Annotated in this window: 22 protein-coding genes and 2 pseudogenes; 11 read left to right on the top strand and 13 right to left on the bottom strand. The window is 68.9% G+C overall.

Features of this window, described 5'->3' with window-relative positions:
• Window positions 1–179: 179 nt before the first annotated feature.
• Window positions 180–353 (bottom strand): CsbD family protein, encoded by a 174-nt coding sequence (locus ACWGI6_RS05335; RefSeq protein WP_393904578.1) that lies wholly within the window; start codon window positions 351–353, stop codon window positions 180–182.
• Window positions 354–444: 91 nt separating this feature from the next.
• Window positions 445–750, bottom strand: a complete 306-nt coding sequence (locus tag ACWGI6_RS05340; protein ID WP_453266231.1) for a hypothetical protein — start codon at window positions 748–750, stop codon at window positions 445–447.
• A 224-nt stretch (window positions 751–974) separates the two neighbouring features.
• Between ACWGI6_RS05340 and ACWGI6_RS05345 the strand changes: the two genes are divergently transcribed.
• A complete protein-coding gene (locus ACWGI6_RS05345) occupies window positions 975–1484 on the top strand; it encodes a hypothetical protein (protein ID WP_453266232.1) in 510 nt (169 codons plus the stop codon).
• An 89-nt stretch (window positions 1485–1573) separates the two neighbouring features.
• On the opposite strand, the gene ACWGI6_RS05350 is transcribed toward ACWGI6_RS05345, so the two are convergent.
• Complete coding sequence (locus tag ACWGI6_RS05350) at window positions 1574–2050, bottom strand: hypothetical protein (protein WP_453266233.1); 477 nt, start codon at window positions 2048–2050, stop codon at window positions 1574–1576.
• A gap of 91 nt (window positions 2051–2141) precedes the next feature.
• On the opposite strand from ACWGI6_RS05350, the gene ACWGI6_RS05355 reads away from it, so the two are divergent.
• Window positions 2142–2507 carry a MerR family transcriptional regulator gene (locus tag ACWGI6_RS05355; protein ID WP_453266234.1) on the top strand — a complete coding sequence of 122 codons (366 nt, stop codon included), beginning with the start codon at window positions 2142–2144 and terminating at the stop codon, window positions 2505–2507.
• Between the two features lie 223 nt (window positions 2508–2730).
• On the opposite strand, the gene ACWGI6_RS05360 is transcribed toward ACWGI6_RS05355, so the two are convergent.
• The gene (locus ACWGI6_RS05360; protein WP_453266235.1) at window positions 2731–3261 is read right to left on the bottom strand and encodes a GNAT family N-acetyltransferase; all 531 of its coding nucleotides are present in this window, start codon (window positions 3259–3261) and stop codon (window positions 2731–2733) included.
• A gap of 135 nt (window positions 3262–3396) precedes the next feature.
• On the opposite strand from ACWGI6_RS05360, the pseudogene ACWGI6_RS05365 reads away from it, so the two are divergent.
• From ACWGI6_RS05365 to ACWGI6_RS05400, 8 genes and pseudogenes are all read left to right on the top strand, one after another.
• Window positions 3397–3488: pseudogene (locus tag ACWGI6_RS05365) on the top strand (IS5/IS1182 family transposase); the annotation flags it as partial.
• A gap of 227 nt (window positions 3489–3715) precedes the next feature.
• Complete coding sequence (locus tag ACWGI6_RS05370; RefSeq protein ID WP_453266236.1) at window positions 3716–3937, top strand: DUF7489 domain-containing protein; 222 nt, start codon at window positions 3716–3718, stop codon at window positions 3935–3937.
• Window positions 3938–4189, top strand: a pseudogene (locus tag ACWGI6_RS05375) (hypothetical protein); the annotation flags it as partial.
• Between the two features lie 108 nt (window positions 4190–4297).
• Complete coding sequence (locus ACWGI6_RS05380; RefSeq protein ID WP_453266237.1) at window positions 4298–4744, top strand: GNAT family N-acetyltransferase; 447 nt, start codon at window positions 4298–4300, stop codon at window positions 4742–4744.
• Between the two features lie 301 nt (window positions 4745–5045).
• On the top strand, window positions 5046–6746 hold the full coding sequence (locus ACWGI6_RS05385; RefSeq protein WP_453266238.1) for a sensor histidine kinase: 1701 nt from the start codon (window positions 5046–5048) through the stop codon (window positions 6744–6746).
• Window positions 6739–7437 carry a response regulator gene (locus tag ACWGI6_RS05390; RefSeq protein WP_453266239.1) on the top strand — a complete coding sequence of 233 codons (699 nt, stop codon included), beginning with the start codon at window positions 6739–6741 and terminating at the stop codon, window positions 7435–7437. Before ACWGI6_RS05385 ends, ACWGI6_RS05390 begins: the two co-directional genes overlap by 8 nt.
• Before the next feature lie 180 nt (window positions 7438–7617).
• Window positions 7618–8400, top strand: a complete 783-nt coding sequence (locus ACWGI6_RS05395; RefSeq protein ID WP_453266240.1) for an ABC transporter ATP-binding protein — start codon at window positions 7618–7620, stop codon at window positions 8398–8400.
• 80 nt (window positions 8401–8480) lie between these two features.
• Entirely contained in the window at window positions 8481–11102 is a 2622-nt protein-coding gene (locus ACWGI6_RS05400; protein ID WP_453266241.1) for an ABC transporter permease, read from the top strand.
• 185 nt (window positions 11103–11287) lie between these two features.
• On the opposite strand, the gene ACWGI6_RS05405 is transcribed toward ACWGI6_RS05400, so the two are convergent.
• From ACWGI6_RS05405 to ACWGI6_RS05440, 8 genes are all read right to left on the bottom strand, one after another.
• The gene (locus ACWGI6_RS05405; RefSeq protein WP_453266242.1) at window positions 11288–11749 is read right to left on the bottom strand and encodes an ATP-binding protein; all 462 of its coding nucleotides are present in this window, start codon (window positions 11747–11749) and stop codon (window positions 11288–11290) included.
• Window positions 11750–11960: 211 nt separating this feature from the next.
• Window positions 11961–13463 (bottom strand): IPT/TIG domain-containing protein, encoded by a 1503-nt coding sequence (locus tag ACWGI6_RS05410; RefSeq protein WP_453266243.1) that lies wholly within the window; start codon window positions 13461–13463, stop codon window positions 11961–11963.
• A gap of 152 nt (window positions 13464–13615) precedes the next feature.
• On the bottom strand, window positions 13616–14407 hold the full coding sequence (locus ACWGI6_RS05415) for an IPT/TIG domain-containing protein (protein WP_453266244.1): 792 nt from the start codon (window positions 14405–14407) through the stop codon (window positions 13616–13618).
• 688 nt (window positions 14408–15095) lie between these two features.
• Window positions 15096–16727, bottom strand: coding sequence for an IPT/TIG domain-containing protein (locus tag ACWGI6_RS05420; protein WP_453266245.1), 1632 nt, complete (start codon window positions 16725–16727; stop codon window positions 15096–15098).
• A 284-nt stretch (window positions 16728–17011) separates the two neighbouring features.
• Window positions 17012–17692 (bottom strand): hypothetical protein, encoded by a 681-nt coding sequence (locus tag ACWGI6_RS05425; protein WP_453266246.1) that lies wholly within the window; start codon window positions 17690–17692, stop codon window positions 17012–17014.
• Window positions 17693–17952: 260 nt separating this feature from the next.
• Window positions 17953–18942: a DUF427 domain-containing protein gene (locus ACWGI6_RS05430; protein WP_453266247.1), complete on the bottom strand. Its 990-nt coding sequence runs from the start codon at window positions 18940–18942 to the stop codon at window positions 17953–17955.
• 208 nt (window positions 18943–19150) lie between these two features.
• A complete protein-coding gene (locus tag ACWGI6_RS05435) occupies window positions 19151–20020 on the bottom strand; it encodes an alpha/beta fold hydrolase (RefSeq protein ID WP_453266248.1) in 870 nt (289 codons plus the stop codon).
• Between the two features lie 327 nt (window positions 20021–20347).
• Window positions 20348–20563: an MFS transporter gene (locus tag ACWGI6_RS05440; protein WP_453266249.1), complete on the bottom strand. Its 216-nt coding sequence runs from the start codon at window positions 20561–20563 to the stop codon at window positions 20348–20350.
• A gap of 228 nt (window positions 20564–20791) precedes the next feature.
• On the opposite strand from ACWGI6_RS05440, the gene ACWGI6_RS05445 reads away from it, so the two are divergent.
• Complete coding sequence (locus ACWGI6_RS05445; RefSeq protein WP_453266250.1) at window positions 20792–21892, top strand: M20 family metallopeptidase; 1101 nt, start codon at window positions 20792–20794, stop codon at window positions 21890–21892.
• Window positions 21893–21951: 59 nt separating this feature from the next.
• On the opposite strand, the gene ACWGI6_RS05450 is transcribed toward ACWGI6_RS05445, so the two are convergent.
• A complete protein-coding gene (locus tag ACWGI6_RS05450) occupies window positions 21952–22557 on the bottom strand; it encodes a TetR/AcrR family transcriptional regulator (protein WP_453266251.1) in 606 nt (201 codons plus the stop codon).
• Window positions 22558–22639: the final 82 nt, after the last annotated feature.

Here is a 22639-nt window from a genome sequence, read left to right on the forward strand (position 1 = left end):
CGTTGGTGTCCCAGCGTTTGCGTTTGCGCCGGGTGGGGGACAATGTGCCTTTTTTCGCGCCGTGTTGTGAGTTAAACGGGCCCCAAAAAGGGGGGGGGGGGCCGTCGTCAACTGTGCGGGCCCCCCGCCTGAGTCTCTGATGGCAGGGCCACCTCTGTCCGGGGGACTGTGTGGCGTCGTCACCGGTGAAGCGCCTCGTTGGCCTTTGAGGCGGCCTGGCGCAGATCGCTCGTGGCTCGCTCGGCGCGGCCTTCGGCGGTCATCCGCTCGTTGCCCACGGCACGGCCCAGGGTTTCCTTGGCGGCACCCTTGGCCTGCTTGGTCTTGGCCGTCATCTTGTCGGTGGCGGTCATGGTCGCACTCCTTCTTGCGTTGGTGTGTTTCCCTGACGCAAGATCGCCTGCCCTTGCCGAAACGGTCCAAACACCCGCACTACGAAGCCGGTTATCTGCGCCAGGGCAGTTCTTCGAGCGCGGTGACGTCGCCGGCCGCGAGAAGGCCGAACAGCCGCAAGGCCTCCTCGCGCCCACTCACACGCATCTCGCCGGGGACCACCGAGTCGTCCTCAGTGTTCTCCCAGAGCACCAAGCCGCCGGCGAATACGCTGAGGCACCACCCGCTCTCATGGGACAACGACACGTCGGGATGCTCGTCATCAGCATCCGCAAGACCCTCCAGGACTTGCGCCATCGTCGCCGTATCAGGGTCGTCGAGCGTCCCGCCCATGACGTCGCGCATGAAGTAACTCATACGGCCAATTACCTCATGCGGTGATGGTCCATGGGACGGTCCCCTCGGCAGTTCCCGAGGGCTTCGTGGCTGGGGCGCGCCCGAAGCATTCCGGTCCATGTGGGCGGGTGGTGATCCCTCGGATACGGCCATGTGAGAGCCGCTCGGCTGGCAAGATGCCCCCCATGCCGAACGTTTCATCGATTACATACGTAGGTGTCGGAGCGGTCCTTCAGGAGATCGGCATGGTGCCGCCCGAGAAGGTGCAGAGCGTCCTTGAGGAATGTGCCAACTATGCGCACGACGTACTGAACTCCTACGAGGTCGCCCGCGCCCTCGAAGAGTTCGGCGTGGCGGTCTCGGTTCACGCCGACGACATCGACTTCCTGGAGCAGGACTACGCAAGCCTCCTTGACCACGCGGCCGCACTCACCGACGGCGCGGTCACCCTCACCAACGTCAGGCTGCGCGAGGGCGAAGAAATAGGCGGATCTCGCGACGACATCCTGGAGTTCGAGCGCAACGGCCGGCTCGTCTCCATCTCGGCCGAACACTTCGGGGATGGCTATGACTACTTCGACCAAGGGGCAGCCTGCGAGGCCATCGCCGCACTCTCCCCCGAGAACGACCCACGCGAATTCCGCGACGTCGACTTCGCACGCAAGACGAACCACGGCTACGACAGCATCATGGTCCTCGCCACGCCCGAGCAGGCGAAGGCACTGACGGAGCGCCTTGGCCTGACAATCCGGTAGGGCGTGTCCGGTGGCCCACCGCGGCCCCACCGGACAACCCCTTATCCACGGGGACCGCCCCGCATTCCGCCCCTGCGCCGATCGGGGCATCACTGACTCTGGACGCTGAGCGGGCGTCCGTCGGCCCGGCCCGCGGGGGCGTCCATGAGGTTGGCGCGAGCCCGCCACCACGGCAGAAGCTGAACGACACCGAACGACACCTCCAGAACGAAGAAGACCCACAGCAGCCGCGTGGCACCTTGGGCCAGTGCGTACGCCTGCCACATGGCGAACAGCGTGCGCCCGACACCGTCGAACAGTCCGTGTACCGGCAGCGGCTTGACGATCCGCAGGAGTGCCCAGACCAGCACAACCGAACCCATCAGATTCGCGTACAAGGTCTGTATCGGGTCGAGGGGAGGAAAGACGCCCAGCCCGAGCGTGCCCCCCAGTGACGACAGCGCGCCGTGCACCAGCGCATAGGTCCACGGCGTCGCAAATCCCGCTGTGACGACGAGGTCGTACCAGGCGCCGGCACGTATGACGCGAAGATAGTCGGGGCGGGAAGGGGCGATAAGACGGATCACGGCGAGGCTCCTGTGGGTCTCTTGGCAGCGACGCCTCACGGTAAACAGTGGAGTACGCTCCAAGGTCAAGTCCACGGTCCGGCGGAGGGTCATGCGTATCGGCGAGCTGGCCGCGCAAGCGGCGATGTCCAGGGACACCATTCGCTTCTACGAGAAGATCGGCCTCGTCACAGGTCGACGGCTGACCAATGGTTATCGCGATTTCCCGCCGGAGACGGTGACCTGGCTGCATTACGTCCGCACCGCGCAAACGCTCGGCTTCTCACTGGCCGAGATCGCACAGCACGGCGAGGAACTACGCGACGCGCCGGACTCCGCTGAGGCGTTGTCCGCGCTGTTCGAGGACAAGATCCGGGTCATTGACGCGCGTATGGCCGAGCTTGCCGACCTGCGGGCCGACCTCAACGCGCGCGTCGGCACCGGATGCCCACTGCGGGCGGCCGGCCGGGCCGGCTGACGTGGCGGGGCGCTGATCTGGTCGGGGAACTCGTTGGCCGGCCCTCCGTAGCCCTCGTCGATCTCAGCCGTCACCTTCGGGTGGAGCCGGAACTGCTCGGCGATTCCCTCGGTGCGCATCGCGGTCTGGTCGTGTATACGGCCCGGACGGTCCGCACCCGACCACAGCAGGCGGCCCTGGCGAAGCCACGCACGGCCAGCAACGGGCGAATCTCCCCCGAGCATCAGGGCCTCAGCAGTCCGCCCACCCACCAGTCGTGCGGCTTGCCATCGTTGGCGATGCCGCGATTGCGCAGTGTCCCTTCGACGGTGAAGCCGAGTTTCTCGGCGACGGCGCGCGAGCCGGTGTTCCCGGCCATGGCCCACCACTCGATGCGGTGGACGTCGAGGGTGTCCCAGCCCCAGTCACACAGGGCCCGACCGGCCTCCACCGAGTACCCGCGTCCGCGCTGTTCCTTGTTCGCCCAGTAACCGAGCTCCCAGACGCCGCGGCTGACGAGGGTCAGGCAGTACGAGCCGACCAGGGCGCCGGTGTCCTTGCGGAACGCGCCGAGGGTGTAGTCCCTGTCCTCGGCCCACTGAGCGGGCAGCTTCTCGCCGACCAGCTTCTCCGCGTCCGCACGCCGGTACGGCACCGGCACCGGCGTGTAGAACTGGATGTCCTCGTCCTGGCAGGCTTCGTACACCGCATCCACGTCGGCAGGTGTGAAGGCCCGCAGCACCAGACGGTCGGTCTCAAGCGTCACTGGATCCATCGCGGCAGTATGACCACCATGAACAAGCGGCGACCATCGAATATCCCGACCGGGCACCGCCCATCACCACACCCCCGGGCTGGTCAACGGTCGTCGCACGCCCCAGATCAGCTGCCCCCGAGACGGAGCCACTCTCAACAGTGGCGCGGACTGGCCATACGAACGGGCAAACTCGCCATGCCTACCAGGTCGCACTCCACCTGGCCGCCATCCTCATCTGGACCTGACGCTGACCAAAGAGACAGAACCGGCGTATTGCCCCGGAGCGTGGTTGACGGCGTCTCGGTTTGGCCAATGGCGAAGGCCTCAGTGGGGGTTTGTACGCTTCACCGCACGAGGTATTGGTGGTCGGTCCACCGTCATGCCCGGCTGACCCTCTCATGACATAAGTCATCCTCAGAAGGTGACTCACGGCCCTGCATGGCCGGCTGCCGATCCTCGTAGACTCCATATCATGGTGAAATCACTCAAAGCCGGACGAGATGACTCCTGGGAAGGCGTCGTCATCGATAAGTCCCGAGGCATGCTCGACGGCTCGAACATGTACCACTTCGTCGAAGTTCGCCTTGCCGACGGCGAATCCGTGAAGGTCCGGATCGGCCGCCAGCTCTGGAAGTCGCTCGCGGTCGGCGACCGGATCGTCAAGCAGCCGGGCGCCGACCCGGCCAAGGGGTAGCCCTCCGATCGAGCCGGCCACCGCCTGCGGCGCAGCCGCAACGGCGGCCGGCCGGCCGGCTTCGCCCCGCAGACCCGCAGACCCGCAGACCCGCAGACCCGCAGACCCGCAAGCAACGAACACCGTTGAACGCTGCATCAACCGACTCAAGCAGTGGCACAGCCTGGCCAGGCGAACCGACAAACCCGCCATTGCCCACCAAGCCGCCGCGCTCCTCCACTCACCGCCATCCTCATCTGGACCCGACACTGACCAAAGAGACAGAACTCAGGGCCTGGTTGACAAATGATCACCTGGTCGGTGCGCTGAGCCAGAGGATCAACTAGGGCGGGAGGAGCTTGGCGCGCTAGCCTGCCGATCATGGCGGACTGGAAGATTCGGCCGGCTCTGGTGGCGGACGTCGAGGCCGTGGCCGAGTTGCGGGCCGTGGTGCTGCGGGCGGATCTGGAGCGGCTCGGGCGGTACGAGGAGCAGCGGGTGCGCCAGCGGCTGCGGGACGGGTTCGCGCCGGCGCACACCTGGGTGATCGAGGTGGGCGGTGCGTTCGCCGGCTGCGTGTCACTGCGGCCGGCCGAGGAAGCCCACTGGCTGGAGCACTTTTACCTGGCCCCGCACCTGCAGGGCAGCGGCATCGGTGCGGCCGTGCTGCGCGGGCTGCTGGAGCAGTGCGACCGCGAGGGCACCCTGCTCCGGCTGAACGTGCTGCAGGGCAGTCCGGCCCGGCGGCTGTATGAGCGGCACGGATTCACACTCGAGACCGAGGATCCGGTGGACGTGTTCATGGTGCGTGAGCCGGCGTCTGTGTGAGGCGGTGCGGAAACTCATCTCACGGCCTTCCGTACCGCCTTAGATACTCCTTGGGTTCAGCCCGACCACGCTCCGGTGGTCCTCCGAAGGGTCCTGCTGCCGCGGCGGGCCGCTCTGGCCCGCATCTTGCCCGTACCCGTTCCTGCTTTTCGGGGGCCTCGGTCTTTGGGTATCGGGGGCCTCGGTCTTTGGGTATCGGAGGCCTCGGTCTTTGGGTATCGGAGGCCTCTGTCTTTGGGTAGAGGCGGGTCGCCCTCAAGAAGCACGGGAACGCCGTACGTGTCCCCTGATAATCGTCGTTATGTCATCCAGCGCCCCGCCTGTGACCGAGAATCGCGCTACCCGAAGCCCGTTTGCGGGGCCTGGGGAGCGGGGGCGGCAGCTGTGGCGAGCGGCGGGCGAGGCGGTTCTGGCCGGGGCGCTTGTGCTGCTCATCTACCTGGGTGAGTCGGAGATCGACGCCAGGCTGGTGAATGGGGCAGCGGCTCTGGGAGCCATCGGTGTCGCGCTGGTGCTGGTGCGGCGCCGGTTTCCGGTGGCCAGTGTGGTCGGGCTGGCCGCGCTGATGGGGGTGGTGCCCTCCGTGGCGCTGCTGACCGCGGTGGCCGCCTACACCGCGACCCGGCGGATGAGGACGCCACGGCGGCGCGTCGGGGTGCTGCTCGGGGCGGCCGCCTCGGCGATGCTGACCTGCGCGGCGTTCGCGCCCGCTCTGGAGGTGGGCAGCAGTCTGTTCGGCCTTGCGCTGGGTGCGGTGCTCGCCGTTACCACGATCGTGGTTCCTGGATTGGTCGGTACCGCCGCGGGGCAGCAAGGCCGGCTGCTACGGGCGTTGCGAGAGCGCGCCGTCGCCGCCGAGGAGGTGCGGCGGCTGGCGGACAGCGAGTCTCGTATGCGCGAGCGGTCGCGTATCGCTGCGGAGATGCACGATCTGGTCGGGCACCGGCTGAGCCTGGTCTCTCTGCACGCGGGCGGGCTGGAGATGGCGCTGCGGAAGGAGGCGCCCGAACTGCGGGACGAAGCCGCCGTGGTGCGCCGTGCCACCCGTAATGCGATGCAGGAACTGCGGGAGGCGCTGGGGGTCCTCGGGCCGTTGGGGCAGGACACCGGCACCGGCGCGCTGACCGACGCCACGGGCACCCGAGCGGACGTCGAGGCGCTGGTCGAGGAGTCGCGCGGCGGCGGCATTCCCGTGGAACTGCTCTGGGAGGGGCCGGATCTCGACACTCGGCCGTCCCGGGTGCGGCGGGCGGTGCACCGGGTGGTGCGCGAGTCGCTCACCAACGTGCACCGGTACGCGGCCGGAGCACATGTGACCGTCACCGTCCGCCACACCGGCGAGCGGGTGGAGGTGCGGGTGTGCAACGGCGTTCCGCCCATCCGGTCCGCTGTCGTGACCGGGCTGGGCTCCGGGCGCGGGCTGACCGGGCTGCGGGAGCGGGTGGCACTGCTCGGTGGCGGCCTGGAGGCCGGGCGGACGCCCGGTGGCGGCTTCGCCGTTGCGGCCGAGATCCCCACCGCCCCCGGGTCCGGCGCAGAGACGGTGGACGCGGTACCGGACGACAGTGGATCGGTCGCCCTCGACGAGCCCGGCAGTTGGCTCTCCGTCCTCCAGCGGCGCGTTGCCGGCGCCGTCACCGGGCTGCTCGGCCTGGTGGGGGTGGGCGCGATGATGCTGTTCGGGGTCTTGCTGGTGGACCATTCACGATATGACCTCGCGTACCGGAGCCCGGAACAGCCCCGGGTGGGGATGACCAGGGAGCAGGTGATGCGGGCCGTGGCACCGGACGACGATGCGTCGCGCGCGGCAGCCGCCGGGCACGAACCACCGCGGCCGGGGTCCGCCACGGACTGCCTGTATCCGTACGCCGGCGGGAAGCCCGAGGGCGGGCGGCTGGAGATCGTCCGCTACTGCTTCCGCTCCGACACGTTGATCGCGATCGACCGTTTTACCGTTCCGATGGTGACCGAACCGCACGGTGGGAGCAGGACGCATGACTGACCAGGCCAACTCCACGGGCTCCCGGGCGAGTTCCGCGATCCGGGTGCTGCTCGCCGACGACGAGGAGATGGTCCGGCACGGCGTCCGGCTGATCCTCCGGCACGCCGACGGCATCGAGGTGGTGGGCGAGGCAGCCAACGGCGTCGAGGCCGTCCGGCTCGGCGCCGAGCAGCGGCCCGATGTGGTGCTCCTCGACGTCCGCATGCCCGTGGTCGACGGGCTCGCGGCCGTCGAATCACTGGTCGCCCTCGAGCCCGCTCCGCAGGTGGTCATGCTCACCACTTTCGGCGACGAGGAGAACGTCGTCCGGGCCCTGCGGGCAGGTGCCACCGGCTTCCTGCTCAAGGACGACGGGCCGCAGGAGCTGATCAGCGCGGTACGGGCCGCTGCCGCGGGGGACGCGGTGCTCTCGCCCGGCGTCACCGGGACCGTCGTCCGTCGGATGCTGAGCTGCGGTGGGGCCGGCGCCGGTGCCACCGCAGCCGACCTGAGGGTGGCGGGGCTGACGGGCCGGGAGCGGGAGGTGCTGGTCATGCTGGGTGAGGGGCTCTCGAACCTGGAGATCGGCAGTCGGCTCCACATCGGTGTGGGGACGGTCAAGACCCACGTCGGCTCGATCCTGGGGAAGACAGGGTGCGGCAGCCGGGTGCACGCGGCGCTGCTGGCGCACCAGGCCGGGCTCATGCGCTGAGCTCGGGGCCGGGCCGTCCGGCTCTCTCTTCGGACAGAGGAGTCGTGGTCCGTGAGGGCGAGGTGGCGGTGGCGGTTCTGCCCTTGGGCAGGTGGCGCATCCCCGACCTGAGTGCGACGGATTCGGGGGTGCGTCGCGGCCACGATGGTCGGGAGTTTCGGACCCCTTCCAGGAGTACCCATGTCGCAGCCCGCAACCCTGACCACCGGCCTCCGGGCCCCTTCCGGAATCGCCGCCCGCGCGACGGAGCTGACCAAGGTCTACGGCGAGGGCGATACCCGCGTCGTCGCCCTCGACTCGGTCTCCGTGGAGTTCGGGCGCGGCCGGTTCACCGCGATCATGGGGCCGTCCGGCTCCGGTAAGTCGACGCTGATGCACTGCATGGCGGGGCTCGACACCCTCTCCGCGGGCTCGTCCTGCATCGCTGACACCGAGCTCTCCCGCCTGGGCGACCGGCAGCTCACCAGGCTCCGCAGGGAGAAGATCGGCTTCGTCTTCCAGAGCTTCAACCTGCTGCCCACGCTGAACGCCGTCGAGAACATCACGCTCCCCATGGATATCGCCGGCCGCAGGCCCGACCAGGAGTGGCTGGAGCTGATCGTGGGGACCCTCGGCCTCTCCGGGCGGCTGCGGCACCGCCCCTCGCAGCTCTCCGGCGGCCAGCAGCAACGCGTCGCCGTGGCCCGGGCGCTGGCCGGGCGACCGGAGATCATCTTCGCGGACGAGCCGACCGGCAACCTCGACTCCCGTTCCGGCGCGGAGGTCCTGGGCTTTCTGCGGGATTCCGTACGCGAGCTGGGACAGACGGTCGTGATGGTCACCCACGACCCGGTGGCCGCCTCCTACGCGGACCGGGTGGTCTTCCTCGCCGACGGGCGGCTCACCGACGATCTGCCCGCCCCCACCCCCGAGGCCGTGCTCGACCGTGTGCGGCTCTTCGACACCAGGGGACGGACGAGCTGACGCGCCCGGGGCCGCCATCCAGCGCCCCGTATCCCGCATCCGCACACCGCCCCCTCGTACCTCCAGGACTGACTTCGACCATGCTGCGTACCGCTCTGCGCAACGTCCTTGCGCACAAAGCCCGCTTGATCATGACCGCCCTCGCGGTCCTGCTCGGTGTCGCCTTCGTCTCCGGCACCCTCGTCTTCGGCGACACCGTCGCCCACTCCTTCCGCGAGGCCTCCGCCGAAAGCCTCAAGGGAGTGGCCGTCTCCGTACGGGCGTCGGGGGCCGGCACCGCCACCGATGCGGGAGGCGGCGCGGAAGCCGCTGCCACCGATACGTCAGGCAGCGCGGACGGCAAACGGACCACCGCCCCCGACACCGCGCTGGCGCGGAAGATCGGCCGACTGCCCGACGTCGCCTCGGTACGTCCCGCCGTCAACGGCGAGAGCACCCTGGCCGGCAAGGACGGCCGCCCGGTCAACGCGGGCAACACCTGGCAGAACCTCGCCACCAACTACCTGCCGGGCAAGGACGGCAAGGACAGCCACTTCCCGCTGAAGGAAGGCCGCGGCCCGGCTGCCGAGGGCGAACTGGCGGTGGACGCCAAGACCGCCGAGAGGGCCGGCTACCGGATCGGTGACACGGTCCGCTTCGCCACCGACGGGCCCGCGCTGACCAAGAAGCTGGTCGGCATCGTCTCCACCGACGATCCGCGGGTCACCGCCGGCGGCACCCTCACGCTCTTCGACACCCCGACCGCACAGAAGCTGTTCCTCCACCCCGGCCAGTTCGACGAAATCGCCGTCGCGGCCAAAGACGGTACCGACGAGCGCGCGCTGACCGAACAGGTGCGGGCGCTGCTCCCGGAGAAGGGCGCCCAGGCCACCAGCGGCGCCGACCTGGCCGTCGAGCAGTCCGCCCAGATCACCAAGAACACCCAGTCCCTCACCAAGACGCTGCTGGTCTTCGCCGGAATCGCCCTGTTCGTCGGCGCGTTCATCATCGCCAACACCTTCACCATGCTCATCGCCCAGCGCAGCCGCGACATCGCACTGATGCGGGCCGTGGGCGCCTCGCGCCGCCAGGTCGTCCGCTCCGTCCTCATCGAGGCCGCCCTCGTCGGCCTCATTGCCTCCGCCGCCGGATTCGCGCTCGGCCTCGGCATCGCCACTGCCATGCGCCCGCTGCTCAACACGACTGGTGCCGGACTGCCCGACGGACCGCTGGTCATCACTCCCGCGTCCCCGCTGTCCGCGCTCGCGGTCGGCGTCGTCGTCACCGTCCTGGCCGCCTGGCTGCCGTCCCGCAAGGCCGCGAAGATCGCCCCCGTGGCGGCGCTCAGCAGCGTCGACCAGGCGCCGCCCGCCCGCGCCCTGAGAGTCCGCAATGTGCTCGGCACCCTGCTCACCGGTGCCGGGGTACTGGTGATGCTGTATGTCTCCACGCTCACGACGAGCAAGGAGTCGAACCTGATGATCGCGATGCTCGGCTCCGTACTGACCCTCGGTGGCGTGATCGTGCTGGCCCCGCTGCTCTCCCGGCCGCTGATCACCCTGGCCGGTAACGTCACCACCCGCCTCTTCGGCATCAGCGGCAAGCTCGCCCACGAGAACGCGCTGCGCAACCCGCGCCGCACCGCCGCCACGGCATCCGCCCTGATGATCGGGCTCGCCCTGATCACCGGTCTGACCGTCGGCGCGCACTCTGCGCAGCACGCCATGGCCAAGGAGGCCACCCAGGGCCTGACCGCCGACTACAAGGTCACCAACAGCACCGCACGCGGACTCGACCCGGATGCGGCCGGGAAGGCCGCCCGGGTGCCCGGAGTCGCCGCTGCCACCCCTGTCACCTCGGCAGAGCTCGACACCCAGGGCCAATACGCCGTCATCACCGGCACGGACCCGGAGGCGTTCGTCAAGACCGCGCAGCTCGACGTCCAGTCCGGCTCGCTGCACGACCTCGGCCGCGGAAAAATCGCGGTCTCCGACGAGTTCGCCCGGAAGGCCGGCCTCGAAGTCGGCGACACCATCGACGCAGCGATGGGCACCGGCGTGGACACCGGCAAGGCTCGGAAGAAGAAGCTGGCGGTCGTCGCCGTCTACGCCAAGATCCGCGCCGCCGACGACGCGCTGGGCACCCTGACCGACGTGCTCCCGTACTCCGGCTCCAAGGAGCTCGAAAACGTGCTGGTCAAGGCCGAGCCCGGCAGGGCCGCCGGCCTTGAGCGGAAGATCCGCGCCGCGCTCGGCGACAGCCCGCTGCTGAGGGTCCGAAGCCAGGAGCAGCTCATCGAGGAGAACAACGGGTCCATCACCACGGTCCTCAACATGATGTACGGGCTGCTCGGCATGGCCGTCATCATCGCGGTGCTCGGCGTCGTCAACACCTTGGCCATGTCGGTCTTCGAGCGCACCCGGGAGATCGGGATGCTGCGGGCCGTCGGCCTCGACCGCTCCGGGGTCAAGCGGATGGTCCGGCTGGAGTCGGTGGTGATCTCGCTGTTCGGTGCGGTGCTCGGGATCGGCACGGGCATCTTCCTGGCCTGGGCCGGAGGCAGCCTGACCACGTCCTCGATGCAGGAGTACGAACTGGTCCTGCCCTGGGGGAGGCTGGGGATCTTCCTGGCTCTGGCGCCGACGATCGGGGTGCTGGCCGCGATCTGGCCGGCTCGCCGGGCGGCCCGCCTGAACATGCTGCGCGCGATTCAGCCGAGCTGAGCCAAGGGGCGGGGCCTTCGGTCCGCGCAGGGGTGAGGGACCCGAGCCGACGATCTCAGGTCCCTCATTCGCGCTCCGGCAGGGAGACGGTCATGCACGCGATACCGGCTCAACGACCTTACGGGCAAAGGAGTTACGCGAGCACGGTGTGCCGCCGCATGACTGCTGTCAGCCTGCGGTGGGCATCAGAGGAGGCGGCCGGCCGCGTCGGCGAGGGCGATCGTCGCTCTGGTCCGTTTACCGACGGGCTCCCGCCGGACCTCGAAGCCCTCGCAGACGGCCACGATGATCTCCAGCCCGTGCTGGCCGACCCTGCCCGGGTCGACCGACCGGGCCACCGGCAGCACCGGTTCGCTGTCCCAGACGGTCACCTCGATGTAGTCCCCGTTGAGCTGCAGGTCCAGGAGACACGGGCCAGGGGCGTACTTGCAGGTGTTCGTCACCAGCTCGCTGACCACCAGCTGGACCGTGTCCATGGCCCGACCGGAGACCGGAAGACCGTGCAGGGCCTGCAGCTGGGCCAGGAAATCACGGGCAAAGGCGCGAGCGTCCCCGATGCTTCCTGCGGAGCCGTCATAGGCGGTACATGCCGAAATTGGATCGTTGACCAGCGACTGCTGATCCTCGCCCCCCACTGTTTGATCCATACGACCCGCCTTGTTGCACCTGTGATGTCTGTGCTCCGCCTACCCCCCGAATCACGACGTACGCACTCGCCGGCAGGGAAGCCTGAGGCCGGACAGGACACGAACGGGCCAGGCGTCCTGTCCGGCCCGGGACTGCGTGCTCCCGGGCCCAACCTCGCCGGACGCCGGACGCCGGACGCCGGCCGAGCGACGAGCCTCGGCATCCCACGCCCTACGACGGGTCGTAGACATAAGGCAGGGCGTTGCTGTTACCGGCCGGGGTGTGCACCATGACATTCACCGTGCCGGGCGCTCCGCCCGGGGAGGTCGCGACGACCTGGGTGTCGGAGATCGCCGAGAACGAGGCGGGGACACCGCCGAAGGACACCGCGTCGGTGTAGGTGAGGTTGCTGCCGCCCAGCACGATCGCGTCGCCCCCGAGATCAGCGCCATCGGAGGGGTTGAGGCTGGTCAGGACAGGCGCCCCGAGATACGTGTAGTAGGGATTCCCGGTGGCTGCCGTGCTGGTTCCGCCCGGTGTGGTGACGGTGACGACGACCGTGCCGGACCCGGCCGGTGCGGTCACGGTCAGTTGGTTGTCGGAGACCACATTGATGGCGGTGGCCGGATTCCCCCCGAAGTTCACGGCGTTGGTGAGCGTCAGACTGGTGCCGAAGACGGTGACGGTGTTGCCTCCGGTGTCCGGGCCGAGGTGCGGGGACAGATCGCTGAGGGTGGGCGCGGCGAGATAGAAGTACGGCAGAGGGTTACTGGTGCCGCCGGCCGTGGTGACCGTGACATTGACCGAGGAAGGCGGCCCGGCGGGCGCGATGACGGTGATCTGGCCGGCGGTGTTGGTGAGGATGGTTGCCGAGTTGCTCCCGAACTTCACCGAGGTCGCACCGGCGAGGTTGGTGCCGTTGACCGTGACCACATTGCCGCCCGAGGTCGGACCCGACGTCGGACTGAGGCTGCTGATGACCGGGACGGGAGCGGCGGCATAGGTGTAGGGGAGGGCGTTGCTCGTGCCGCCCGCCGTGGTGACCGTGACATTGACGGTGCCGGTGCCTGCCGGGGCGCTCACGGTGATCTGGGTGGCGCTATTGGTGAGGATGGTGGCGGCGCCGACACCGAAGAACACCGAGGTCGCACCGGCGAGGTTGGTGCCGTTGATGGTCACCACATTGCCACCCGCCGTAGGTCCCGACGTCGGACTGAGGCTGCTGATAGCCGGAACGGGAACAGCGGCATAGGTGTAGGCAAGAGCATTGCTCACGCCACCCGCCGTAGTGACCGTGACATTGACCGTACCCACACCCGCAGGCGCAATGACCGTGAGCTGAGTAGCCGTATTGGTCAGAATGACCGCCGAATTACTCCCGAACTTCACCAAGGTCGCACCGGACAGATTGGTGCCGTTGATGATGACCACATTGCCGCCCGAGGTGGGGCCCGAGGTCGGGCCGAGTGTGGTGAGTACGGGGGCCGGGGCGTAGGTGAAGAACACGTTCTGGGTGCTGGTCCCCGTCGGTGCCGTGACCGTGACCTGGACCGTGCCGGTCCCTGCGGGTGTCTTGGCCGTGATCTGCGTATCGCTCACGATGAGAAAATTGGTGCCGTTGGGGCCGAACCTGACCATGGTGGCGCCGGTGAAGCCGGAGCCGGTGATGATGACGTTGGTACCCCCCGCTGGAGCACCTTGGGTGGGGCTGACACTGGTCACTACGGGGGCCATGATCCTCGTCTCCTTCTCGTACCGCCTGGGCAGTCGCGCCCCGGCCGGCGGTTGTCGGCCAGGGCGCGGGGCGTCGCCGCCCGCCCGCGCCACGCGCTGCGGACGGGCGGCGACTCGGTGGTCGTGCCATTGGTCCCCGGTCGTGCCGACGATCAGGTGACGGTGAAGGCCTGGGCGTTGGAGTTGCCGCCGCAGGTGTGGACCGTGATGGTCCCGGCGCCGGTGGCGAGTCCGCCGGGCACGGTGGCGACGAGCTGGGTGTCGCTCACGGGGGTGAAGACCGCGGTGGCGGTGCCGGCGCCGATGTCGGTGAAGGTGACGGTGTCGACGCCGACGAAACCGGTTCCGTTGACGGTGATCTGGTCCCCCGCCGTACCCGACGTGGGGAACACCGAGGTGATGGCCGGCGCGAGGTAGTAGTCGATCAGGGTGGTGCCCGCGGCGCTGGTCCCGCCGGCGGTGGTGATGCTCACCGACTGGGTCGACACCGTACCGACCTGACCCGGGTTGGCCGGCGCGGTGAAGGTGACCTGGCTCGGCTGGGTGGGGGTGACCGCCACGTTGCCGACGGTGCCCACTCCGACCTGGGTTCCGGAGAGGAAGTTGGTGCCGAACAGCGTCACCGAGCCACCTGTGGCGGCCGCTACACAGGTGACGCTCAGTCCTGTGGTGGTCGGTGTGGCGATGACGAAAAACGGCAGCGCGTTGCTGGTGGCGCCGGCACTGCTGGTGACGCTGACCGAGACCTGACCGGAGCACGGCGCTGTATTGGGCACCACGAAGGTGACCAGGGTGGCGGTGACGCTGACCGGGGTGACCGCCGCCGAACCGAAGTTCACCCTCGTCGTGGTACCCAGAGCGGTTCCATTGATTTGGACGGTGTCGCCTGGCTTGCCCTGGTTGGTAGTGGTTGTTGTGTCCACCAATGACGTGATGGTTGCCATGATCTTTCTCCTTCGAACGTGCCGCTCTGCCGGGGTGCGCAGGAGCAGGCGGTGAGCTGACGCGGCCCGCAACCGCATGGGATGTCCCCCGTGGGGCGGGAAGGGGATGGTGGAGACCGTTGCCTCAGGGCGCCTGGGCGGGCCGTCCTATGTGAAGCGACGCGGCGCCGCATCACGGGCGCCGTCAATCTCGCTTGCATTGATTAAAGCCAAGGGGTGAAGGAGGCGATAGGTGGAATTGGGGCATCGAGGGGTCCATATGTAAATCGGTTAAGAGCTCGCCATTCGACTCTTTCCGCCGTTGCGCGCCCCGGCGGATGCGGTTCGATCCAGCGCCAAGGAGCTTGAAAAAACGGGCAGATGGCTTCAGCCGTGCATCGGCCGGCGGTATGCGCGCTCGTCAGAAGGTGTTTCTGATTCCGGTCCGTCGCACGTTTCCCTGCGGGGACGGTCTGCGAGGTTCGGCGCCGGCCGCGAAGGTCAAGTGCTGGTTGTGCGCCGCGCGCTGAGGCGTGAGAAAGAGCGCCGGTCGACGGCCCGGCAATTCACACCGTCTGCGCGCACGAGGACGCCGCAAGCGGCCTTGGGTGGCGGTTCCGGGTGAGGCAGCGGGTCATGAGGCGATCACGGCTCAGGTGTTGAGCATTTCGCGCACGACCCGGTGGGGCCCGGCGGCCGGGCCCGGCGGTCAGATGTAGACGAAGGCCCCGACCGCGGTGGCGGTGCCGCCTGTCGTCGCCACCACGACATTCGCCGGACCCGGGGCGCCCGCGGGAGGAGTGACGGCGGCGATCCGGGTGTTGGAGATGATCCCGAAGGCGGACGCGGCCCCGCCGATCGTCACCGTCTGGGTGAACGCGAGCTCGGCGCCCTCGATCAGGACGGGACTGCCGCCCGCCGTCGAGCCGGTGGAGGGGGCCACCGAGGTGATGTGCGGCGGCCCCACGTAGGTGTAGGTGGCCCGCCCATACGAGTTGCTCCGCGTGACCACGGTAAGCGGCACGGGGCCGGCCGTCCGCGCGGGCGGCACCGCCACGATGACCTGGTCGTCCAGGACGGACGACGGGGTGACGGCCACGTCGCCGAAGTGCACCGAGACGGTGGTGATCAGGCCCCGGCCGGTCACGGTCAGCGTGCCGCCCCCGCCCAGCGGGCCCGACTTCGGGCTGATCAGGGTCAGCACCGAGTCCGGGAGGTAGTAGAACCGGCCGACGGTCCGGGTGGTTTGCTGCCCGAGGGTGACGCCGACCTTGACATCGCTGACGAGGAGCGGCGAAACGGCCCGGATCTCACGGTCGTTGACGATCGTGAACGAGGCGGCCGGATAGCATCCGAAGCGGACAGCGGTGGTGTTGCTCAGCCCCTCCCCGAAGATGGTCACCGGCGTTCCGCCCGACATGGGCCCCACGTTGGGGTACCCACCCTCCGGCGCGCGCAGCACACTCACCGTCTCATTGCCGTTGTTGACCACGTAGACCTCGAGGTCGTCCGGCGCGATCACCAGCCAGGACGGCGCGTGGAAGCCAGGCACCGTATCGATGACCGTGTTGCTGACGAGGTCGATGACGGCGACGCTGTCATTTCCGTCGCAGGTGACGTACGCGAGCAGCCCGTCGTGGCTGACCGCCACGCCGAAGGGGATGGGCAGCCCGGTGAGGGTGGACACCACGGAATGCGTGACCGTGTCGATGACGCCCAGCCGGTTGCCGCCGTACTCCGACACATAGGCACGCTGTCCGTCGGGCGAAACCGCCACTCCCCGGGGGAAGAGGAACCCGGTGATGGTCTCGATGACGGTGTCGGTGGCGGTGTCGATGACCTCGACCGCGTTCGCGCCCTCTTCGGTGACGTAGACCTGCGCCCCGTCGGGAGTGACCGCCACACCGCGTGGCCCGCTGCTCACCGGAACCGAGGCGATGAGGGTATCGGTGGCCGTGCTGATCACATCCACCCGGTTCCCGCCCAGGCTGGCCACGTAGAGCCGGGAGCCGTCGGGTGTCACCGCGAGGCCGAGGGGCTTGTCCAGCCCCGGGATGGTGGCGGTGACGGTGTTGGTGGCGGTGTCGATGACCGCCACACTGTCGGTCCCGAAGCAGGCCGCGTAGGCGCGCAGCCCGTCCGGGGTGACCTCGATCTCCCACGGTCCGCTGGTCACACCGATCGTGGTGACGACGTTCCGGGTGGAGGTGTCGATGACGCTGATGCTGCTGGCCCCGAAGTTGGTCACATAGACGTGCCGGCCGTCCGGGGTGATCGCCGCCCAGATGGGGGCGTGCCCCACCGGGATCTCGTTCACCACCCGCGGCTCAACGGTGTCCACGACTTCCACCCGACCCGGGATATCGCCAGTTTGGACGGGTGACGGAAGTGCCCCCGCCGGAACGTCTTGGGTGGGGCCGGCGCTGGTCCCTGCCGGAGCCATGATGCTCTCCTTCTCCTGCCGTTGTTCGACCGCGCCCCACTGGTTCTCCTGCCGTTGAATCGACCGCGCCCCGCTGACGGGTCGTCGGTCAGGGCGCGGACGGGCCGCCGTTCGCTCCGCGGTGGGGGCGCGGGGGCGGGCGGCCCGGTTCGTCGTGGCGTCGGTGCCCGGGTATGCCGTCTTCAGCAGGCGGGGGAAACGGGAGGCAGGGCACCGCAATTGCTCGGGGTGTTGCCGACCACCAGACTGCCGATCAAGGCCACCCCACCGGCGTTGGTGAAGATGCCGCCGCCGTTGACGCCGGCGGTGTTCGCGGTGACCCTGCTGCCGGTGAGCGTCAATGCACCGTCGGTGTAGATACCGCCGCCGTATGACGCCTTGCTGTCGCGGACGGTGCTGCCGCTGAGGACTACCGCGCCGCCGAGGTTGGCGATACCGCCTCCCACGCCGAAACCGGCGTCACCACCGCTGACAGTCACTGCGGACAGGGACAACTGACCGCTGGCGCCCGGGACTTGTGACGGCCCGTCGACCTCGAAGATCCGGAAAGCCGGTGCTCCCGGGGCCCGGGTGATCTGCGTGCCCAGGCCGGACATGAAGATTGCAGTGGTGATGTTCGGCAACCCCGCCGGTTGCCCGGCTCCACCCGAACTGTGGGCGCTGGTGAGGGTGTACGTACACAGGGGAGCGAGAGCCAAGCTGCCGCCCCCGGCGGCGTTGGCCGTGTTGACCGCATCGACCAACGCCGATTCACCGCACGTCACCGAAATCGGCAACGCTGCGTGGGCGTCGGGGGCGGAGACCAATGCCAGCGGAACCACACCCGCCGCCACCAGCGTTCGCAGAACATGAAGGGCTCGCAAGACGCCTCCTAGGACGTGGTTGAGCCAGCTCCGCCGGCCAACGCCCCTCAGGGCGACAGCTGGTAGAACCCTCCGTCAGGCGACGCCATGTCTATGGAAGCCGAGCCGATGCACCGAGCACCTATGAGCCGACCACCGCATCTCCCAGCGGAGGGATGGGCGGCCCACCTGGTAAGTACAGCCAGTAACCCACCCGAGTGACCTGCGCACAAGGAAGGCTGACGGATATTCACCCGTTCAGCCGGGCGCCCGTCACGGGGTCAGTGGGTCTTCGTCACGCTCTCCTCGACCCGTGCGCAATGGCTGGTTGACGAAAAGCGACCGGCGACAGAACCATGCAGGGACTTCATCACGGCCCCGCCCCTCCTCGATGCCTCCGGCCGTGCACGGTCAGCGGGTCCTGAGCTCGTCGACGTCCAGACCGCGGTCGACGCCGTGGGCATGACCCTCTGTCCGGGCTCGGGTTCCAGGCGCTTGCCGTCGAGAGTGACCTCGACTTGGTCCGGCTCGAACGACACCATGTCGCCGATCCGGTCCACCTCCCGGTAGGCGTTGCCGTACGACCAGGCGGCACGGCGCGCGTCGCCGATGTCGAAGTAGTCGCACAGACCCTTGTAGGGGCAGAAGGTCTGGCCTTCGACGGGGCGCAGTTGCGTCTCGTCGATGTCGGCGCGCGGGACGTACCAGCGCGGGGCGAATCCGGACTCGAACAGCACGACGGGGTGCTCGGAGCGGGCCACCACGGTGTCGCCCAGGCGGACTTCCAGGGTGCGAGAGGTGTTGCGGATGTCGATGCGGTGGTAGGGGTCCGCGGCGTGTCCCAGGATGCGCTCGTCCTCCTCGTAGAAGGCGTCCATCGCGCGCCACGCGAAGGCGATGCGGCCCTGGAGTCCGGCGGCGTGCTCGGGGAGCGCGGTGAACTCCCAGGCGGCGCGTTCGGTGCTGCGGTCGCCGGCCCGCACCGTGTACCAGGCGGTGTCGCCGAGGTCCTTGTGCCGGGTGACCTTGCCGCTCGCGACCAGCACCTGTTCGTCGATGTCCGCGCGGGGGAAGTAGGCGACGGGGTAGCGGCCCGGCTCGTGCAGCACGATCACGTCCTCGCTGTCCGCGATCCAGGTGTCGTTGAACTTCACGCGCATGCGTCGGCGCAGCCGCTCAGCGAACAGCAGGCGCTGCGGCAGGGGTTCGGGGGTGAGGAAGTGTCCGATGGCGCCTGCGGAAAGGGGCCCTTGCTGCCAGGACAGTCCCATGACGTGTTCCTTCCGGGTGCGGGGTGGGCGGGAGGCGGCACCCCGGGGTGTGGGGATGCCGCGTCCTGACTCCCCGCTCGCGGAGGGAGCCGGGAGACGGCCGTAGGACCGGCGCGCGCTGTCGTGGGCTTCGAGGTGGAGAAGGTAGGCGTGCCGGACGAGACGGACCAGGCAGTTCCGGCCGTCCCGGGTTCCGTGCCGGACGGCATCAGGCCAGGACGCGGCCGAGGAAGTCGCGGATGTGCTCGGTGATGGTGCCGAGGTGGCTCTCCAGGGCGAAGTGCCCGGACTCGAGCAGATGGATCTCGGCACCTGGCAGGTCCTCGCTGAACGCCTCCGCGCCCGCGGGGCCGAAGATCTCGTCGCCTGCGCCCCAGACCGCCAGCAGCGGGACCTGGGAGTCCCGGAAGTACTGGTGGACCTGCGGATAGAGGTCCACGTTGGTGGGGTAGTCGCGGAAGAGCTTGAGCTGGATCTCGTCGTTGCCGGGCCGGTCCAGCAGGGCCTGGTCGTGGACCCAGTTGTCGGGGCTGACGAGGCTGGGATCGGCGACTCCGTTGACGTACTGCCAGCGGGTGATCTCGGCGGTCAGGGCGCCACGCAGGGGGGCTTCGGTGTCCGGTCCAGGGGCCTGGGCGTAGGCGAACACGCCGTCCCAGAAGGGCTTGACGAAGCCCTCTTCGTAGGCGTTGCCGTTCTGGGTGATGATCGCCGTGATGCGGTCCGGGGCCTGGAGCGCGAGCCGCCAGCCGATGGGCGCTCCGTAGTCGTGCACATACATCGCGAAGCGGTCGATGCCCAACTGCTGGAGCAGGCCGGAGGTGACCTCGGTGAGGGCATCGAAGGTGTAGGGGAAGTCCTGCAGGGTCGGCATCGCCGACTGGCCGAACCCGATGTGGTCGGGGGCGATCACGTGGTAGCGGTCGGCGAGCGCCGGGATCAGGTGGCGGAACATGTGCGAGCTGGTCGGGAAGCCGTGGAGGAGCACGACGGCGGGCGCCTGGGGGTCGCCGGCCTCCCGGTAGAAGACGTCGAGGCCGTTGACGGTGGCGGTGCGGTGGTGGACTTCGGGGATCATGCCTCTAACCCTCCTTTTGAGCCTGAGTGGTTATATGGCCAGTCGAACACAGCCAACCTAACCTGTCAAGATATTTTTAGTGGTTAGCGGGCGAAGGGATTCGGGGCGGCGTCACCGTGCCGGGCAGCAGGCGGTCGGCCTGCCTCAAGCCTCCGTCCGCGAACGGTCCTGAGCCACCGCAGCCGCCCGCCCCGAGTCCGATCGGGCGTCCGCCGACCGCAATGGCGGCCGATCGAGAGCAGCAGGACGCACTGCTGGAGCTCCTCCACTCCACGCCGGTGATCAACGGCGTCATCGAGGACCAGCGATCACCGGTTACTGCCTCGGTCATGCCGGCGCTTCACCTGGCGATCTCGCCCGCAATGGGAGTACGCCGGTCACGAGCGCGGGATGCACCGTGAGGAAGAAGACGGCTCGCCAGCCCAGGTCGGCGACGAGTGCCCCGCGGATGACGGGGCCGGCGGCGGCGGACAGCCCGATGGCGCTGGTGCGCAGGGCGATCGGCATACCGAGCTGGTCCCGGGGGTGAGGGGCGCGCAGCATGTATGCCCCGGTGGTTCAGTGCGAAGTCGAGGTAGCTGCGGCCGAGCGCCATGAGCTGGGCGCGGGGGCCGGCTCGGTGGTCGCCCGCCTCGGTGATCGGCCGTGACGCCGCCCGTCAGGACTTCTCCACGTCCGCCGGCGGGGCGTCCTTGTGACCGGCCAGGCAGCGGGAGCCGACCGAACCGGGGGCAGTCCCTTCCGGCGCGGCGTGCCGGTTACCTTTGCCACATGACGATGCACAAGCCCGTCCCTGTGAGTGTTGGCGCGATGGTGGAGGACCTCAGGACACTTGTCGAAATCGAGTCTCCCTCGCGCGACCTCGACGCCTTGACGGCATCGGCCAAGACTGTCGCCGCTGTCATCGAGAGCCGTCTTGGCGGGAAGGCCGTCCTCGTGGAAAGCGAAGCCGGGCCGCACGTCCACTGGTCAGCCGGCGGCGATCCCAAAGTACTGATCCTCGGTCACCACGACACGGTGTTTCCGCTCGGCACTCTTGAACGCCGCCCGTTCATGGTCGAGGACGGGCAGGCAACCGGCCCCGGCGTCTTCGACATGCTCGGCGGTCTGGTACAGGCCGTTCATGGCCTGGCGACACTCGATGACCGGTCAGGCGTCGAGATCCTGGTGACCGCCGACGAAGAGGTCGGCTCCCGCTCCTCGCGCACGCTCATCGAAGAGCGCGCCCTTGCTTGCGGCGCTGTCCTTGTGCTGGAGGGCGCCGCCGACGGCGGAGCCCTGAAGACCGGCCGTAAAGGCTGCGGCACGTTCCAAGTCTCCATCGCCGGCCGGGCGTCGCATGCGGGCCTTGAGCCCGCAGCCGGGGTCAACGCCCTGATCGAAGCAGCACACCAGGTACTGGAGATCGCAGCGCTCGGCCGACCCGAGCTCGGCACGACCGTCACCCCGACCGTGGCGTCCGCGGGAACTCTGGACAACGTCGTTCCCGCAGAGGCGATGGTCATCGTCGACGTCCGGGTCGAGTCGGCCGACGAGAAAGAGCGCATCGAATCCGCCTTCGCCGCGCTGACTCCGCATCTCGATGAGGCGGAGATCGCGGTTCAGGGAGCTGTCGGCCGACCCCCGATGCCGGAGTCGGCGTCGGCCGAGCTCTTCGTGGTGGCACAGCGGCTGCTTCCTGACCTCGAAGGCAAGGCGGTCGGCGGCGGAAGTGACGGCAACTTCACGGCTGCACTGGGGGTGCCCACACTCGACGGCCTTGGAGCGGTCGGAGGCGGTGCCCACGCCGACCACGAGTACCTGCTGATCGACGCCATGGCCGAGCGGGCGAACCTTGTTGCCGGGCTGGTGAACGCGAGGCAACACGCATAGGAGAGTGAGCAGGTGTCGCGCATACGCGGCCTGCGAGCTCAAACGGCCGGCCGACCTGCTCAGCCCCGGGCCGGAGGTCCCGGAGGCGCACTGACAGCGGCCGTCTGTGACGGAGCGCCCGCGAGCAGGAGCAGCGCATCGACGAGGTCGTCGGTACTGGTGCCGGTGGCCAGGCGGCGCAGCTGCAGGCCGATGATGAGGGCGACGGTGGGACCGGCGAGGCGTTCGGCGTCGGGTGTGCCGATCGCGCCCAGGAGAGAGGCGGCCAAGCGGTCATAGGCCGCGAAGCACTCCTCGGCTGCAGCACGGAGCTGGGGGTCTCGGCCGGCCTGGAGGTAGAGCTCGAAGGGTGCGATGTGCTCGCTGTCGAAGGCGGTGTCGGCGGCGACCTGGCCGATCAGGGTGGCGGCCTGCTCCGGGGAGGTCCGGCCCGCGCAATAGCGTGCGGCCAGGTCGGTGAAGCGGCGGGTCTCCTGGTCGACGAAGGAGCGCAAGCTCTCGCGCAGCAGGTCGTGTTGGGTCGCGAAGTGGTAGGTGATCGAGCCGAGAGAGACGCCGGCCTCCTTGGCGATGCGACGATTGGTGACCGCTGCGATCCCGTCGTCGCCGATGATCCGGAGCGTGGCCGCAATGATGCGTGCGCGGGCCTGGGAGGTGTTCGGCATCTCGTCATCGTCCCATGGCCGGTCCGGGCGTCATCCACCTTGTCTTGACGAGGAGCGGAGGCGGGCGCGGGAGGCACCGGCG

It is taken from the genome of Streptomyces sp. NPDC054786, assembly GCF_053611685.1.